The organism is Streptomyces sp. M41 (assembly GCF_043673425.1).
Taxonomy (GTDB): domain Bacteria; phylum Actinomycetota; class Actinomycetes; order Streptomycetales; family Streptomycetaceae; genus Streptomyces.
On the sequence record NZ_JBIMKE010000004.1, the window covers coordinates 383,643 to 397,951 of the forward strand.

General features: G+C 71.4%; 13 protein-coding genes. 8 read left to right on the top strand and 5 right to left on the bottom strand.

The genetic code is table 11. The features are described 5' to 3' along the window. Nucleotides 1–37 precede the first annotated feature (37 nt). Complete coding sequence (locus ACHBTE_RS08300) at nt 38–754, bottom strand: TetR/AcrR family transcriptional regulator (protein ID WP_394722837.1); 717 nt, start codon at nt 752–754, stop codon at nt 38–40. A 63-nt stretch (nt 755–817) separates the two neighbouring features. Between ACHBTE_RS08300 and ACHBTE_RS08305 the strand changes: the two genes are divergently transcribed. After that, nucleotides 818–1,807, top strand: a complete 990-nt coding sequence (locus ACHBTE_RS08305; protein WP_394722838.1) for an ATP-binding cassette domain-containing protein — start codon at nt 818–820, stop codon at nt 1,805–1,807. Continuing rightward, nucleotides 1,804–2,595 carry an ABC transporter permease gene (locus ACHBTE_RS08310; protein WP_394722839.1) on the top strand — a complete coding sequence of 264 codons (792 nt, stop codon included), beginning with the start codon at nt 1,804–1,806 and terminating at the stop codon, nt 2,593–2,595. Before ACHBTE_RS08305 ends, ACHBTE_RS08310 begins: the two co-directional genes overlap by 4 nt. A 281-nt stretch (nt 2,596–2,876) precedes the next feature. Here ACHBTE_RS08310 and ACHBTE_RS08315 read toward each other — a convergent pair whose 3' ends face one another. The 3 genes from ACHBTE_RS08315 to ACHBTE_RS08325 form a co-directional block, all read right to left on the bottom strand. Beyond that, nucleotides 2,877–3,146, bottom strand: a complete 270-nt coding sequence (locus tag ACHBTE_RS08315) for a hypothetical protein (protein ID WP_394722840.1) — start codon at nt 3,144–3,146, stop codon at nt 2,877–2,879. Nucleotides 3,147–3,272: 126 nt separating this feature from the next. Beyond that, the gene (locus tag ACHBTE_RS08320; RefSeq protein ID WP_394722841.1) at nt 3,273–4,091 is read right to left on the bottom strand and encodes an anti-sigma factor domain-containing protein; all 819 of its coding nucleotides are present in this window, start codon (nt 4,089–4,091) and stop codon (nt 3,273–3,275) included. Further along, on the bottom strand, nt 4,088–4,630 hold the full coding sequence (locus ACHBTE_RS08325; RefSeq protein WP_394722842.1) for a sigma-70 family RNA polymerase sigma factor: 543 nt from the start codon (nt 4,628–4,630) through the stop codon (nt 4,088–4,090). The genes ACHBTE_RS08320 and ACHBTE_RS08325 overlap by 4 nt, the downstream gene beginning before the upstream one ends. A 230-nt stretch (nt 4,631–4,860) precedes the next feature. Between ACHBTE_RS08325 and ACHBTE_RS08330 the strand changes: the two genes are divergently transcribed. From ACHBTE_RS08330 to ACHBTE_RS08345, 4 genes are all read left to right on the top strand, one after another. Beyond that, a complete protein-coding gene (locus ACHBTE_RS08330; RefSeq protein ID WP_394722843.1) occupies nt 4,861–6,396 on the top strand; it encodes a DUF4331 domain-containing protein in 1,536 nt (511 codons plus the stop codon). A 110-nt stretch (nt 6,397–6,506) separates the two neighbouring features. Then, nucleotides 6,507–8,159, top strand: coding sequence for a tetratricopeptide repeat protein (locus ACHBTE_RS08335; protein ID WP_394722844.1), 1,653 nt, complete (start codon nt 6,507–6,509; stop codon nt 8,157–8,159). Then, entirely contained in the window at nt 8,156–9,910 is a 1,755-nt protein-coding gene (locus ACHBTE_RS08340; RefSeq protein ID WP_394722845.1) for a nickel transporter, read from the top strand. Before ACHBTE_RS08335 ends, ACHBTE_RS08340 begins: the two co-directional genes overlap by 4 nt. Before the next feature lie 63 nt (nt 9,911–9,973). After that, nucleotides 9,974–11,590, top strand: coding sequence for a serine/threonine-protein kinase (locus tag ACHBTE_RS08345; RefSeq protein WP_394722846.1), 1,617 nt, complete (start codon nt 9,974–9,976; stop codon nt 11,588–11,590). 24 nt (nt 11,591–11,614) lie between these two features. Here ACHBTE_RS08345 and ACHBTE_RS08350 read toward each other — a convergent pair whose 3' ends face one another. After that, a complete protein-coding gene (locus tag ACHBTE_RS08350; RefSeq protein WP_394722847.1) occupies nt 11,615–12,424 on the bottom strand; it encodes an SGNH/GDSL hydrolase family protein in 810 nt (269 codons plus the stop codon). 314 nt (nt 12,425–12,738) lie between these two features. On the opposite strand from ACHBTE_RS08350, the gene ACHBTE_RS08355 reads away from it, so the two are divergent. Together ACHBTE_RS08355 and ACHBTE_RS08360 are read left to right on the top strand one after the other, a co-directional pair. Continuing rightward, a complete protein-coding gene (locus tag ACHBTE_RS08355) occupies nt 12,739–13,134 on the top strand; it encodes a hypothetical protein (protein ID WP_394722849.1) in 396 nt (131 codons plus the stop codon). 5 nt (nt 13,135–13,139) lie between these two features. Continuing rightward, nucleotides 13,140–14,237, top strand: coding sequence for a GNAT family N-acetyltransferase (locus ACHBTE_RS08360; RefSeq protein ID WP_394722851.1), 1,098 nt, complete (start codon nt 13,140–13,142; stop codon nt 14,235–14,237). The last annotated feature ends 72 nt before the right edge of the window (nt 14,238–14,309 follow it).

The following is a 14,309-nucleotide window of genomic DNA, read 5'->3' on the forward strand; positions in this document are numbered from 1 at the left end:
CGCAGGCCGGCCATGGCGGTCGTCATGCCGTCGTCACCTAACGGGCCTCGGGGTCAAAGGCGTCGAGCACCCTTTCGAGCGCCCGCCGGAACACCGCCTCCAGATCGATCGGCCCGCTGTCCTCCGCGAAGGACGCGGCCAGGCGCGGGTACTTTCCGGTGGCGACCTCGCTGCCGAGGTAGGCGATGCGGACCGCGTTCTCCTCCTCCGCGGACCAGGGCATGGACCGGGCGCGTTCGGCGGTGGCGATCTCGTTCGCGGTGTACGTCGTGACGACGCCGTTGAGCAGCGCGACCAGCTCCATCTTCACGCCGGAGGAAACGTCGAGCGGTTCGAGACAGGCCAGGCAGTGCTCGAGATAGCGCAGCGTGTTGGGGCTGAAGCCGTACACCCCTGACATCAGCCGCGGCACCCAGGTGTGCCGGTGCATGATGGCGCGGGTCTCCTGCGCGTTGCGGATCATGTCGGCGCGCCAGTCGCCCGTGGGCTCCCGGATCTCGTGCTCGGCACCCACCGCGTCGATCATCAGCTCGTGCAGGTCCTCCTTGCGCGGGACGTAGTTGTACAGGGACATCGTCCCGCAGCCCAGTTCGGCCGCCACATTCCGCATGGACACGGCGTCCAGCCCGCTCTCGTCCGCGATCCGCACCGCCGCGGCGGCGATGCCCGCACGCGTGAACGCCGGTCTGGGGCCACGCCCGGTCCGTTCGGGACGCGCCCAGATCACCTGGGGTTCGGCCGCCTTGCCCGCCATGGGTCATCACCTCGGTCACCATGCTAGTTACGTACACCGTACGTAGTGCGCTATGGTCGACTCATGACTTCTACGTACGCTGTACTTAGTGAAGGTCTGGAGAAGCGGTTCGGCGAGGTCCACGCCCTGCGCGGGCTGGATCTGGCCGTCGCGCAGGGCACCGTCTGCGGCATCCTCGGGCCGAACGGCGCGGGCAAGACCACGGCCGTACGGCTGCTGACCACACTGCTGCGCCCGGACGCCGGCTCGGCCCGGATCGCCGGACACGACCTGCTCCGGGAGCCGGCCGCCGTCCGGAGCCGGATCGGCGTCACCGGTCAGTACGCCTCGGTGGACGGCGACCTCACCGGCCGTCAGAACCTCCGGCTCTTCGCCCGGCTGCACCGGGTGCGCGGTCCGGCCGCGCGGGCCGACGAGCTCCTGGAGCGCTTCGGGCTCACCGAGGCGGCCGACCGGCCGGCGTCCACCTACTCGGGCGGGATGCGGCGCCGGCTGGACCTGGCCGCGAGCCTCGTCCGCCGCCCCGACGTACTGTTCCTGGACGAGCCGACGACCGGCCTCGACCCGGCCAGCCGCAATCGGATCTGGGACGCGGTGCGGGAACTGACGGCGAACGGCACGACGGTGCTGCTCACCACGCAATATCTCCACGAGGCCGACCAACTCGCCGACGACATCGCCCTGGTGGACCAGGGGCGGGTCGCGCACACGGGTTCGCCCGCCCAGTTCAAGGCGGTCCTGGGCGCACATGTCGAGGTCGTCGTCACCGACGCGGACGTCATGGCTCAGGCGGCGGCCGTACTGGATCAACTCACGGGCTCGGAACCGACGTTCGACCACGAACGGCGCGCCGTCGGCGCGGTCACCCGCGACGACACCCTCACCCTCCCCCGTCTGGTACGCGAACTCGACGCCGCGGGCGTCCCGTTGCTCGACGCGAGCCTCAAACCACCCACGCTCGACGACGTGTTCCTGCGACTCACCCAGGAAGTCCAAGAAGCCCAGGAAGCCCAGAAACCCCGGGTACCCCGGAAAGAGGAGCGTGCCGCATGAGCACCCTGGCGTACGACGGCGGCGCGATGCTGGGCCGGCAGCTGCGGCGGATCCGGAACAACCCGGGGCTGCTGATCCTGACCCAGACGATGCCGATCACCATGCTGTTGTTCTTCGGGTACGTCTTCGGCAGCGCCCTGGCGATGCCCGGCGCGGAGTACCGGTCCTTCCTGGTGCCCGGCCTGCTGGTGGCGACGGCCGCCAACGGGATCATGACCGGCATGTTCCAGGCTGCACAGGACACCCACCGGGGCGTGATGGACCGCTTCCGGACCCTGCCGATGAGCCGTGCGGCCGTACCGCTCGGACAGGCCGCCGCCGACCTGGTCGTGACGGCCGCGGGGACGGTGCCGTTCCTGCTGGTGGGGCTCGCGGTGGGCTGGCGGATCGAAGGATCCGCGTACGAAGCGGCCGGTGCCTTGGGGCTGTTGCTGCTGTTCCGGTTCGCCACGACGTGGGTCGGGATCTTCCTCGGGCTGCTCACCCGCAACGAGGAGGCCGCCGGTCAGCTGGGCGGTGCGACCTTCGTCCTGCCGCTGCTGTCCAACGCGTACATTCCGACCGACGGTCTGCCGGGCTGGCTGCGCACGCTCGCCGAGTGGAATCCGATCAGCGCGCTGACCACGGCTCTGCGGGACCTGTTCGGCAACGCACCGGTACCGGACGGCGCCGCCTGGCCGGTCGCCCATCCGATCGCCGGGTCGCTGGCGTGGTGCGCGGTGCTGCTGGCGGTGTTCGCACCGCTCGCAGTGGGTCGGTACGCGCGGGGAGCGCTGAACAACGGATGAGCGTGTCGCAGTGCACGGCCCCGGGCGATGGCCGATCGCTCGACAACAACCGTGCACGGCAGAGGAATCACACGCCGAGCACCGCAGAGAAATCACACGCGGGGCGCGGCCGAGGAGCGGGATCGGGCGGGGGCTCGGGGGACGTACCCGCGCTCGGGCGGCACTCCGGGACGCGCTGCCTGCCGTGGGGATGACGGACGGCGACAGCGCGACACGACACCGGGGCGGAAGTGACGACCGAGCGCGGGTTCTCCAAATCGCTCCAGGAACGCTGGTGCGGCTCAGTGCCCGCCGAACAGCGAGCGACGCAGACGACGCAGCGGAGCGAAGAGCGAGACGCGACGGACCCGTGCACCACGGTCGCTGCCCGCGCGCCTGGTGTCACGAGCGGTCAGTTCACGCATCAGCGAGGTCGCCTCGGCCGCCTCCGTCTGAGGCACGGCGGGACCCGCCAGCACCGAGAGGTGGCGGTCGAGGCGCGAACTGGTCGCGCTGCTCCCGCAGGTGATCGCAGGGACCCTGGCCCTGCTGCGCATCGTTATCTGTTCCATGTCACTCCCCACCCGTACGAGTCCACCCGGCCCGGGCAGGTTAACCCTATCGCCCCGACGGGGCACGCGTGTATCGCGGTCACAGGATTCACCTTCCCCGTAAGGGTGTTGACGACCCGTCTTCGATTACTCTCCGAATCCGACCGATTTCAGGGCGAGTTGGACAAGTGGCTGGCTGGTGGGTTGCGGAGAGCCGCCGTCCGGTTCGATCGTCACAGCCAGTGACGTCGCCGACTTGTCGAGACCGGAGGCGATCAAGGGCGTGTCGCCGTCGAAAAGCCCGAGGGAGCGCGGTTGTGCGTCCGGGCGCATGAGCCAGAGCTGATGCACCCGGCCGTCCGGCACCTTGCCATATCCGCGCAGAGTGACGATCGCCCGCCCCGCCGATGCGGAGGCGACCACTCCGATCCGCCGGCCCCGCGCGTCCTCACCGGCGGTCGCCCGGGCGTCGGGAGCCGCCAGAACGTTAGCGATCTCACTCGCCCGAACTCGCTGGGCGTCCAGCTGATCCTGTGTCCGGCCGGCCTGCACGGCGAACAGGGCGGCGACGACCAGGGCCGCCGCGGCCGTGACGGTGGCGAACGGCACGAGCATCGGCCGCGGCCTGGAGGCCCGCGTGCGCGGCGGCGGCTGGACGCCCCACACATGCGGCGGCAACTGGGCGGCCCGCGCACGTGCCGGCTCCCGCCCGGGGGGCTCCTGCGCGGTGGTGCGTACGGCGGCCAGTACCCGGTCGCGCATCGCGGCCGGCGCCGGGGCGGCCGTCGACCAGGCGAGGCGCACGGCGTCCTCGGACAGGGCCCGCACCTCTACGGCACAGCTGTCACACGCCTTCAGGTGTTTCTCGAAGCGGATCCGCTCGCCGCCTTCCAGGGCGTCGAGGGCGTAGGGGGCGGCGAGGGAGTGCGGATCCCCTCGCCCCAGCAGACGGCCGACAAAGCTCACGCGACACCTCCCAGGCACTTGCGCAGCTGGGTGAGTCCGTCGCGCATACGGGTCTTGACCGTGCCCAGCGGCAGGGAGAGCCGCTCGGCCACTTCACGGTAGGTGTAGCCCTCGTAGTAGGCGAGGGTGACCGACTGGCGCTGGAGCGCGGTCAGCCGGTCGAGGCAGCGGCGCACCCACTCGCGTTCGAGTCCCGCCTCGACCTCCTCGGCGACCTGGTCGAAGGCCGGCTGGTTCGCGCGCAGCGCCTCGCGCTGCTCCCGCTCGCCGGCCGCGCGGGCGCTGCGCACCCGGTCGACCGCCCGCCGGTGGGCGAGGGTGAGGACCCACGACAGGGCGCTGCCCCGGCCGGGGTCGAACCTCGCGGCGGACCGCCACAGTTCGAGCAGCACTTCCTGGGCCACCTCCTCGGACTGGGCGGGGTCGCGCAGCACGCGCCGCACGAGCCCGTACACCGGTCCGGACACCAGTCCGTACAGCTCCTCGAACGCCTTCTGGTCACCGCCCGCCACGAGCACCAGCAGCTCGTCCGCGTCCAACTCGTCTCCCCCTCCAGCAAGACCGCATCTCGGCCGTCCCGTCCCACGAGGCATTCGCAACGAACACACCTCCGGATGGGGTTACGGATCAGCGGCCCGAAAACGCGGGTCGCCCGACGATGAAACAACTTTTCAGTTCCGCCGTAAGAACGCTTGGGATTCGAGCAATCCAACCTGACGACGGCTCCGAATCGGGTGCGTCAGGCAAGTTGGCACTGAGGACGGACGGCATGACACCTAATTCCAGGAGCGGTGCGGGACGCAGGGGTCTGGCGACCCTTGTATGCGGTGCGCTGGCCGCCGGGGGGCTCGCAGCCGCCGGCGTGACCGCGCTGGAACCGGGGGCGGCCTCCGCCTCCAGCCACCGGGAGGCCCCGCTGATCTCGGGGACTCCGCAGTACGACAACACGGACGTGTACGCGTTCGTCAGCCCGGACAAGCCGGACACGACGACGATCATCGCGAACTGGATCCCGTTCGAGGAGCCGGCCGGCGGACCGAACTTCTTCACGTTCGCCGAGGACGCGCAGTACGACATCCACATCGACAACAACGGTGACGCACAGGGCGAGTTGCTCTACCGCTTCACGTTCGACACCCACATCAAGAACAAGAAGACGTTCCTGTACAACACGGGTCCGGTCGAGAGCCTCGACGACCCCGACCTCAACATCACGCAGACGTACGACGTCGAGCTGCTCAAGCTCAAGGACCAGCACCTGGTGTCGAGGACGAAGGTCGCCAACGATGTGCCGGTGGCGCCGTCGAACGTCGGCAAGGCGTCGATGCCGGACTACGCCAAGCTGCGCGAACAGGCCGTCCACAAGCTGGCGGGCGACGCGACGTCGTTCGCCGGGCAGGCCGACGACCCGTTCTTCCTGGACCTGCGGGTCTTCGACCTGCTCTACGGCGGGAACCTCTCCGAGGTCGGCAACGACACGCTCAAGGGCTACAACGTCAACTCCATAGCCCTCCAGGTCCCGAACCACATGATCGCCGAGTCGGCGGACCAGCCGATCGTCGGCATCTGGTCGACGACCCAGCGCAAGAACGCCCAGGGCCACTTCCGGCAGGTCTCGCGCCTCGGCAACCCCCTGGTGAACGAGGTCGTCAACCCCCTCAAGGACAAGGACAAGTTCAACGCGTCCGCGCCCTGGGACGACGCCAAGTTCCTGAAGAACGTCACCAACCCCGAGCTGCCCAAGCTCATCGAGGCGATCTACAAGATCCCGGCGCCCGACGAGCCGCGCAACGACCTGGTCGACGTCTTCCTCAAGGGCGTGAAGGACCTCAACCAGCCGCCGCACGTCACACCGTCCGAGATGCTCCGCCTGAACACCTCGATCGAGCCGGCGGCGAAGCCCAAGCGGCTCGGTGTGCTCGACGGCGACAACGCGGGCTTCCCGAACGGCCGCCGCCTCACCGACGACGTCATCGACGCCTCGCTCCAGGTCGTGGAGGGTGAACTGCTGGGCGCCAAGAACGACTTGGGTGACGCGGTCGACAAGAACGACAAGGAGTTCGAGAAGGCATTCCCGTACGTCGCCCTGCCGACGGAGGGTTCGCGCGGACCGCTCGCCAAGGGCACGGACGGCGAGACCGACGTACGCAGCCAGCTCGGCGACGCGCTCCAGCCGGCGGGCACGTCCGGCGGCACCGACGACACGACCCTGATCGCCGCCTCCGCGGGCGCAGGCGCGCTGGGCATCCTGCTGATCGGCGCGGCCCTTGCGTGGTGGCGCCGTATGCGGGACCGGGCGTACTAGCCGGCCCCTCTCTACTGGCGCGGCCCGCGCGGTAACCATCCCCCACGGCGCGGGCCGCGCCGCACCACGCGACAACGTTCCGTCAGCAGCAAGGCGACCGAGGAGAGGGCATGGCCCCGCGCACGAACCAGAACGAGCCCGAGCGGGACTACGAGGGGGCCGAGGACGGGGCCGCGGAGCGCGTCAGCGCGGTACGGCGGATCAAGGCCGCCGCGCGGCAGAGCGACGGTGTTCCGGCCGGCGGGCGGTCGAGGGCGTCCGGGGCAAGGCCCGTTCGGGACCCGAGCGCGGGCCCGGGGGCGGAAGCCTCCGGCGGCAACGCGGGGGGCGAGCCCCCTCAGGACGGAGCGGACCGCTCGGACGGGGGCGGCAGGGACAGCGAGAGAGACGAGGAACCCACGCGCATCACCGCCGTCCGCCGCACCGCCGCAGCCGCTCGACGCGGCCGAGCCCTCCACCTCGCCGGCTGCGCCGCCCTGCTGGCCGTGGCCCTCACCGCCGGCTCCATAGCGCTCGGCGCCATACGCGACAGCGGCACCCAGGGCCTCGCCCCCACCTCCGCCGCCGTCTCCCCCGGCCTCCTCACCACCGCGGACCTGGACACGGGCATCACCACCCTCCAGGCCCATCTGCGCGACCAGCCGAAGGACCACACCGGCTGGGCCACCCTCGGCCTCGCCTATGTGGAGCAGGCTCGCACCAACGGTGACCCCTCCCGCTACCCCCAGGCCGAGCGGGCCTTCGATCGCTCGCTCGCCCTGGACCCCGCCAACGACCAGGCCCTCTCCGGCCGCGCCGCCCTGGCCGCCGCCCGGCACGACTTCGAGGACGCCTTGAAGCAGGCCGACCGGGCCCTGAGGGAGAACCCGTACAACGAACGCGCCCTGTGCAGCCGGATCGACGCGCTCGTCGAACTCGGCCGTTACCAGGACGCCGGCAAGGCCGCCGAGACGGCCGACGACCGCCGCCCGGGCATCCCCGTCTTCACGCGGTACGCCTATGTGCACGAGTTGCGCGGCGACGTGAGCACGGCCCGGCGCGTGCTGGAGCAGGCGCTCTCCTCCGCGCTCTCCCCCGGCGACATCGCCTACGTCGCCACCCAGCTCGGCCAACTCGCCTTCAGCCAGGGCGACCACGACAGCGCCCGCACGCACTACGCGCGCGCCCTCGCCGCCGACGAGAACTACGTCCCCGCCCTGGAGGGCCGCGCCCGCGCCCGGGCCGCCGGCGGTGACAGGTCCGGCGCGGTGGCGGGCCTGAGGGACGTCGTCGCCCGCTACCCCCTGCCCGGTCCGCTCGTCGAACTCGGCGAGCTGTACGAGGCGGCCGGCGACAAGGTCAAGGCCGAGGACCAGTACGCCCTCGTCGACGCCTGGACCGCCCTCGCCCGGGCCAACGGCGTCAACGCCGACCTCGACACCGCCCTCGCGGCAGCCGATCACGGAGACAAGGCCTCCGCCCTGCGCGCCGCCCGCACCGAGTGGGACCGCCGCCGCACCGTGCACACCGCGGACGCCCTCGCCTGGGCGCTGCACGTCAACGGCAAGGACAAGGAAGCCCTGAAGTACGCCCACGAGGCGACGGCCACCGGTTACCGCAACGCCGCGTTCCTCTATCACCGCGGGATCATCGAGCACGCCACGGGCGACGCCGAGAACGCCCGCGAGAACCTGCGTGCCGCGCTGAAGCTGAACCCCGGCTTCTCACCGCTGGGCGCCCGCGAGGCGCGTACGGCTCTGAAGGAACTGGAGGCGGCCGAGTGAGCCCCCGCCGGCTGTTCGCCTCCGCCGCGGCCGTCCTCACGACGACCTGCGCGCTCGCGCTGTTCTCCGCCCCTCCCGCGAGCGCGCACCCCCTCGGCAACTTCACCGTCAACCGGTACGACGGCCTCGTCGCCGCCCCCGGTGAACTGCGCGTCCATCATGTCGAGGACCTCGCCGAGATCCCGGCGACCCAGGCCGGGCCCGAGATCGAGAAGGCCGGCATGACGGCCTGGGCCCGGGAGCGCTGTGCGGCGGCCTCACGGGACAGCGAGGTGACCGTGGACGGCCGTACGGTCGAACTGACTCCGACCAGCAGCCATGCGCGCGTGCGGCCCGGTCAGGCGGGGCTGGACACCCTCCGCGTGGAGTGCCGGCTGACGGCGCCACTCCCCGAGGACGCGACGGCCGACGTCGGTTTCCGCGCTGCGGGCGCCCAAGCCGGCCCCGGTTGGCGGGAGATCACCGCGCGGGGCGACCGGATGACCCTCGCCGCGTCGGACGTACCGAAGAACTCGATCTCCCGCGAACTGACCGAGTATCCCGAGGAGTTGCTGTCCTCCCCCGCCGATGACAAGAGCGCCTCCCTGCGGGTGCGCCCCGGCGGTCCGGCCCTCGCCGAGGCGGAGCAGGACGCGCCCGGCTCCGCCGTCCTGCCGCGTGGCGCCGACCGCTGGACGCGTGCCCTGGACGACCTGGTCTCCCGGCAGGACCTCACCGTCGGCTTCGCCGCCCTGGCCCTGGTCATCGCGGTCTTCCTCGGTGCCATGCACGCGCTCGCCCCGGGGCACGGCAAGACCATCATGGCCGCGGTCGCGACCGCACGCGGCGGCGACGCCCGCCTCAAGGACGTCCTGCCCCTGGCCGCCTCGGTGACGGTCACCCACACACTGGGCGTGGTGGCCCTGGGCGTCCTGGTCACGGCCGGCTCGGCGGCGGCCCCCTCGGTCATCACCTGGCTGGGCATCGCGAGCGGCGTCCTGGTGACACTGGCGGGAGCGACGCTGGTACGCCGGGCGTGGCACATCCGCGGGCACGGCCATGGGCACAGCCACGCACACGGGCACAGCCACTCACACGGGCACAGTCACCCGCACGGCGACGACCACTCCCATGAGCACCCGCATGATCACGACAAGCCCGCCCACGACCGCACCCACTCACCCGAGCCCGCCCACGACCGCGAACCGGCCCTGGCGGTGGCCCACACGCACCCCACCCCGCAGCCCCATGCACACGCCCGGGCCGCCCACGCCCCTCACCACGAGCACGGCAACGAGCACGGCAACGACCACCCCCCTCACCACCACAGCCACACCCACCCCCACGAAGACGCCCACACCCACACCCACACCCACGGCCTACTCACCCACACCCACGGCGTTTTCACCCACACCCACTCCACCGCCCCCACCCTCCGCGGCACGATCCTCCTCGGCTTCGCGGGCGGCATGGTGCCCAGCCCCTCCGCGATCGTCGTGCTGGTGGGCGCGGCGGCGCTCGGCAAGGCGTGGTTCGGGCTGCTGCTCGTCGTGGCGTACGGCGTCGGCCTCGCCCTCACCCTCACCGCCGCCGGGTTCGCCGTGGTCAGGCTGGGCAGCTTGGTCAGCCGGGTGCTGGACCGGGGTGCCGGCTGGGCCGCGCACCCGGTCACGAACTTCCTGCGCAGGACCGCGCCGCTGGGATCCGCGTTCCTGGTCGTCCTGCTCGGAGTCGGATTGGTGTTCCAGGGGGCGGCATCCGCACTCGGCTGAGCTACTTTTGGGGAGAAATAAGACGGAGTGGAGAGTGCGCACGGATGCGAATGGGGGACGCCCGTGTCCGAAGAACCGGGCAGTGAACGGCTGATCGCAGATCGCTACCGCCTTCTGTCCCCGCTCGGCGAGGGCGGCATGGGCACCGTGTGGCGTGCCCGTGACGAGCTGCTGCACCGCGAGGTCGCCGTCAAGGAGGTGCGCGCGCCGCACGGGCTGCCGGCGCCGGAGGTCGAGCGGATGTACGCCCGGCTGGAGCGCGAGGCGTGGGCGGCGGCGCGGGTCGCCAACCGCAATGTCGTGACGGTGTACGACGTGGCGACGCAGGACGGCCGGCCCTGGATCGTGATGGAGCTGGTCCGCGGCATCTCGCTGGCCGAGCTGCTGGACGCCGAGGGCCCGGTGAGCCCGCAGCGCGCCGCGCACATCGGCGCCGAGGTGCTGTCGGCCCTGCGTGCCGCGCACGAGGCCGGGGTGCTGCACCGGGATGTGAAGCCCGCCAATGTGCTGATGTCGAACGACGACCGAGTGGTGCTGACCGACTTCGGTATCGCCATGGTCGAGGGCAGCTCGGCGCTGACCATGACCGGCGAGGTCATCGGCTCCCCGGAGTTCCTCGCCCCGGAGCGGGCACTGGGCCGCACACCCGGCCCCGAGTCCGACCTGTGGTCCCTCGGCGTGCTGCTGTACGCGGCTGTGGAGGGCAACTCCCCGTTCCGTCAGGACACCCCACTCAGCACCCTGCGCGCGATCGTGGACGAGGAGCTGCCGCCGCCGCACCGGGCCGGGCCGCTCACGCCGGTCATCGAGGGGCTGCTGCGCAAGGACCCGGCCGAGCGGCTGTCCGCCGACCGGGCCGAGCAGGATCTGCGGACCATCGGCGCCGGGGGTGCCCCCCGCGCGGCGGCTCCCTACCCGCCGACGATCGCGGCGCATCCGGCACCCGGCGCGCCGACTGCCCCCACGTCCCCCGTGCCATCGCCCGGACCGACCAGGCCCACGCCGGCCACGGGGCAGGCGCAGGACACCGCTCCCGCCCGGCCTGACCGCAACCGGCGCGCCGCCGCCGTTCTGATCGCGGGCGCCCTCGCCCTGGCGCTGGCCGTGGCGGGGCTGACGTACGCGCTGCTCAACCGCGGTGACGGGGGCGGGAACGAAGGCGGTGGGAACGCCACCGGCCGGACGCAGGACCCGACTTCACAGGCCGAGACCGAGGACGAGAACACCACCGGCGGGGACGACACCGCGAAGCCCAGCCCGAGCAGGAGCCGTACGACAGCGCCCCCGGCGCAGTCGGTGCGGGTGACGCTTGCGGGTTCCCACACGGAGTACTCCGGGGCCTGCCCGCCGCCCACCGGTGCGGCGCCCGCCTTCACGGCGACGTTCACGGTGGGGCGGCTGCCGGCCGAGGTCAGCTATCGCTGGGTTTCCGAGGACGGCGAGGTCCTGGATCAGGGCTGGAAGACGCTCTCGTTCCCGGAGGGCGGTGGGCGCACCAAGCAGGACAGGGTGTTCCTGACGACGTACGACGAGAGCGGGACGTTCGAGAGCGAGATCGGCGTCGAGGTGCGGGACCCGGTGGAGACGAAGTCCGAGTCGGTGCCGTTCTCGGTCACCTGTGTGACGGAGACCCCGACGGACGGGGTCTCGCCATCCCCCACCGAGGAGCAGACCTCGTAGAGGGCCGGAGCGGCCGTGGGTGGATCAGGCCGCGCTGTCCAGCACCGGCAGATAACCACCTGACTGGCCCGCGGCCGTCGGGTGGTAGGACTCCGGGATGTTGAACCAGTTGACGGAGTGCATCCAGGGGCTGCCGGAGCAGAGTTCGTGCCCGGTGAACGCGGGCCGGACGTCACCGAAGGTGAAGCCGTGGTCCGCGGCGCGCTTCGCGGTCGCGGCGTCGATGTAGTCGGCCGCGCCGTTGAGCGCCCTGCGCTTGGTCTCGGACAGACCGAGGCAGCCCGACGCGCCCAGCTTGTAGAAGCGGGGGTAGCCGAGGACGACCACCTGGGCGGACGGTGCCTTGGCCCGGATGGCCGAGTAGACGGTGTCGAGCCGGCCGGGCAGTGTCGAGTCGACGTACGCCTTCGCGGTGTTGATGCGTGAGACGCAGGCGCTGTCGGACTGGAGCACGCAGGTCTGCATGATGTCGGAGAAGCCCGCGTCGTTGCCGCCGATCGTGACGGAGACGAGTGCGGTGGAGGAGCTGAGCGGGCCGAGCTGACTGGCGGTCACATCACTCGTACGGGCGCCCGCGCAGGCGGTGAAGTCGAACGACGAGGGTGCGTTGGCGGCGGCCCACAGGTACGGGTACGCCTTCGTGCTGCGCTTGCAGTCGCCGCTGGAGGCGATGTAGCTGCCCGCTCCCAGGCCGGAGGAGTAGGAGTCGCCGAGGGCCACATAACCGCCGGCGGCGGCGGTGTCGGCGGCCTGCGCGGTGGCGGTCCCGGTCAGGACGGTGCCGACGGCGAGGAGGAGCGAGGCGACGAATGCGGTAAATCGGGAACGTCTCATGGAACCTCCCTATAGCAGGATCTCTGCCATAACCGTCGTACCAACTACGCGTGTTGACGGGAAGTGTCCATGCCAAGTTTTTGAGGTGCCGCCGCCTTCGTCTCAATGACGCGTGGCCTCCCCGGACTTCCTCAGACTTCCGCTCGGCCCCCTCGACCCCCGGAGAACGGGTCGGGTCGCAACCGCATACGAACAGATGTCAAGAGGTCGTTCGCATCTTGACGACCGCCGCGGCACTGCGCGACATTGAAGCCCGGCATCCGGCGCTTCGGGGGGCAAAGTCGCCAATGCAGACCTTAAGCAACAAGACAGCTATGTCCGAGGAAACCGAGCGGGCGCGGTCAGGACCGGGGAGGGACCTGACGCCGCTGCTCGCGGGCGCCGCGACGGCTGTGGGGGGATTCGGCGCGGTGCTCGCACTGGTCGACTCCGGCTCGCCGCTGCGCGGCCCGTTCACCTTGTTCTTCCTCCTGGCGGCGCCGGCCGCGGCGATCGCCGCCGCGCTGCGCGGGCTGGAACCCTTCGGCCGCACGGTCGCCGCGGTCGCGGGCGCGGTCGTCGTCAACATGCTGGTGGCCCAGGGCATGCTGGCCGTGCACCGGTGGTCGGTACGCGGCGGGATCGTGGCGGTGACCGCGATCAGCGCCCTCCTTCTCCTGCTGGTTCTGGCAGGGCGGCTGCGCGGCCGTGACGACGCGAAGGCGGAGTGACCGACGTGGACATCAGCGTGTACCGCCCCGGCGAGCTCAGCTCGGCCGACCGGGCGGCCTGGACCTCCTTGCAGTCCAAGGCCCATCTGCAGGGTTCACCCGAGCTGGGCAACCCCTTCCTCTCCCCCGAGTTCGCGCTCGCGGTCGGCCGCTGCCGGCGCGGGGTGCGGATCGCGGTCGTACGGGAGGGCGGCGAGCCGGCCGCGTTCTTCCCGTTCCAGCGGACGGCGGCCGGAGTGGGCCGGGCCATCGGCCTCGGTGTCTCGGACGCCCAGGGCGTCGTGCACCGGCCCGGGTTCACCTGGGACGCCAGGGAGCTGCTGAAGGCGTGCGGGCTCGTCGTCTTCGAGTTCGACCACCTGGTGGAGGGCCAGGCGGCGTTCACGGCGGAGGCCACCGGCAGCTACCCGTCCCCGGTCATCGACGTCGACCAGGGGTACGAGGCGTACCTCGGTCAACTGCGCGAGCGATCGCCGAAGTTCACCCGGACGACGCTCGCCAAGGGGCGCAAGCTGGGCCGGGATCACACCGACGTGCGGTATGTGCACGACGAGCGGGACCCGGCCGCGCTGCGCACGCTGATGGCCTGGAAGTCCGCGCAGTACCGCAGGACCGGGCGCAGCGACCGCTTCGCCCAGGAGTGGATCACCCGGCTCGTGGAGCAGCTGTTCCACACCCGCTCCGAGCCGTTCGCGGGGATCCTGTCGGTGCTGTACGCGGGAGGCAGGCCGATCGCCGCGCACTTCGGGCTGCGCTCCGAGCGGGTGCTGGCGTGCTGGTTCCCGGCCTACGACCCGGAGTTCTCGAAGTACTCCCCGGGGCTGGTCCTGCATCTGCGCATGGCCGAGGCGGCTGCCGCCGACGGCATCGCCCATCTCGATCTCGGGCGAGGCCAGAAGGAGTACAAGGACTCCCTGAAGACACGCGAGCTGTCGGTGTCGGAGGGGTGGGTGACCCGGCGTCACCCGGTCGCGTTCGGCCACCGGGCACGCCGTGCCCCGGTCCGGGCGCTGCGCAACACCGTGCAGACCCGGCCGGAGCTGTTCGAACCGGCGGACCGCCTCCTCAAACGCATGGGGCGGATCCGTTCGGGACGAGGGTGACAGCAGGGTCAACTGGACCGGTTACGGTCAAAACAACAAAAACGTGAGAGCTCGTTCCAGCTCTTGCCATAC

Coding starts and splice junctions, on each gene's coding strand:
- ACHBTE_RS08355 (WP_394722849.1), top strand. CDS start 12,739: ATGTCCGAGGAAACCGAGCGGGCGCGGTCAGGACCGGGGAGGGACCTG.
- ACHBTE_RS08330 (WP_394722843.1), top strand. CDS start 4,861: ATGACACCTAATTCCAGGAGCGGTGCGGGACGCAGGGGTCTGGCGACC.
- ACHBTE_RS08310 (WP_394722839.1), top strand. CDS start 1,804: ATGAGCACCCTGGCGTACGACGGCGGCGCGATGCTGGGCCGGCAGCTG.
- ACHBTE_RS08335 (WP_394722844.1), top strand. CDS start 6,507: ATGGCCCCGCGCACGAACCAGAACGAGCCCGAGCGGGACTACGAGGGG.
- ACHBTE_RS08315 (WP_394722840.1), bottom strand. CDS start 3,146: ATGGAACAGATAACGATGCGCAGCAGGGCCAGGGTCCCTGCGATCACC.
- ACHBTE_RS08300 (WP_394722837.1), bottom strand. CDS start 754: ATGGCGGGCAAGGCGGCCGAACCCCAGGTGATCTGGGCGCGTCCCGAA.
- ACHBTE_RS08305 (WP_394722838.1), top strand. CDS start 818: ATGACTTCTACGTACGCTGTACTTAGTGAAGGTCTGGAGAAGCGGTTC.
- ACHBTE_RS08350 (WP_394722847.1), bottom strand. CDS start 12,424: ATGAGACGTTCCCGATTTACCGCATTCGTCGCCTCGCTCCTCCTCGCC.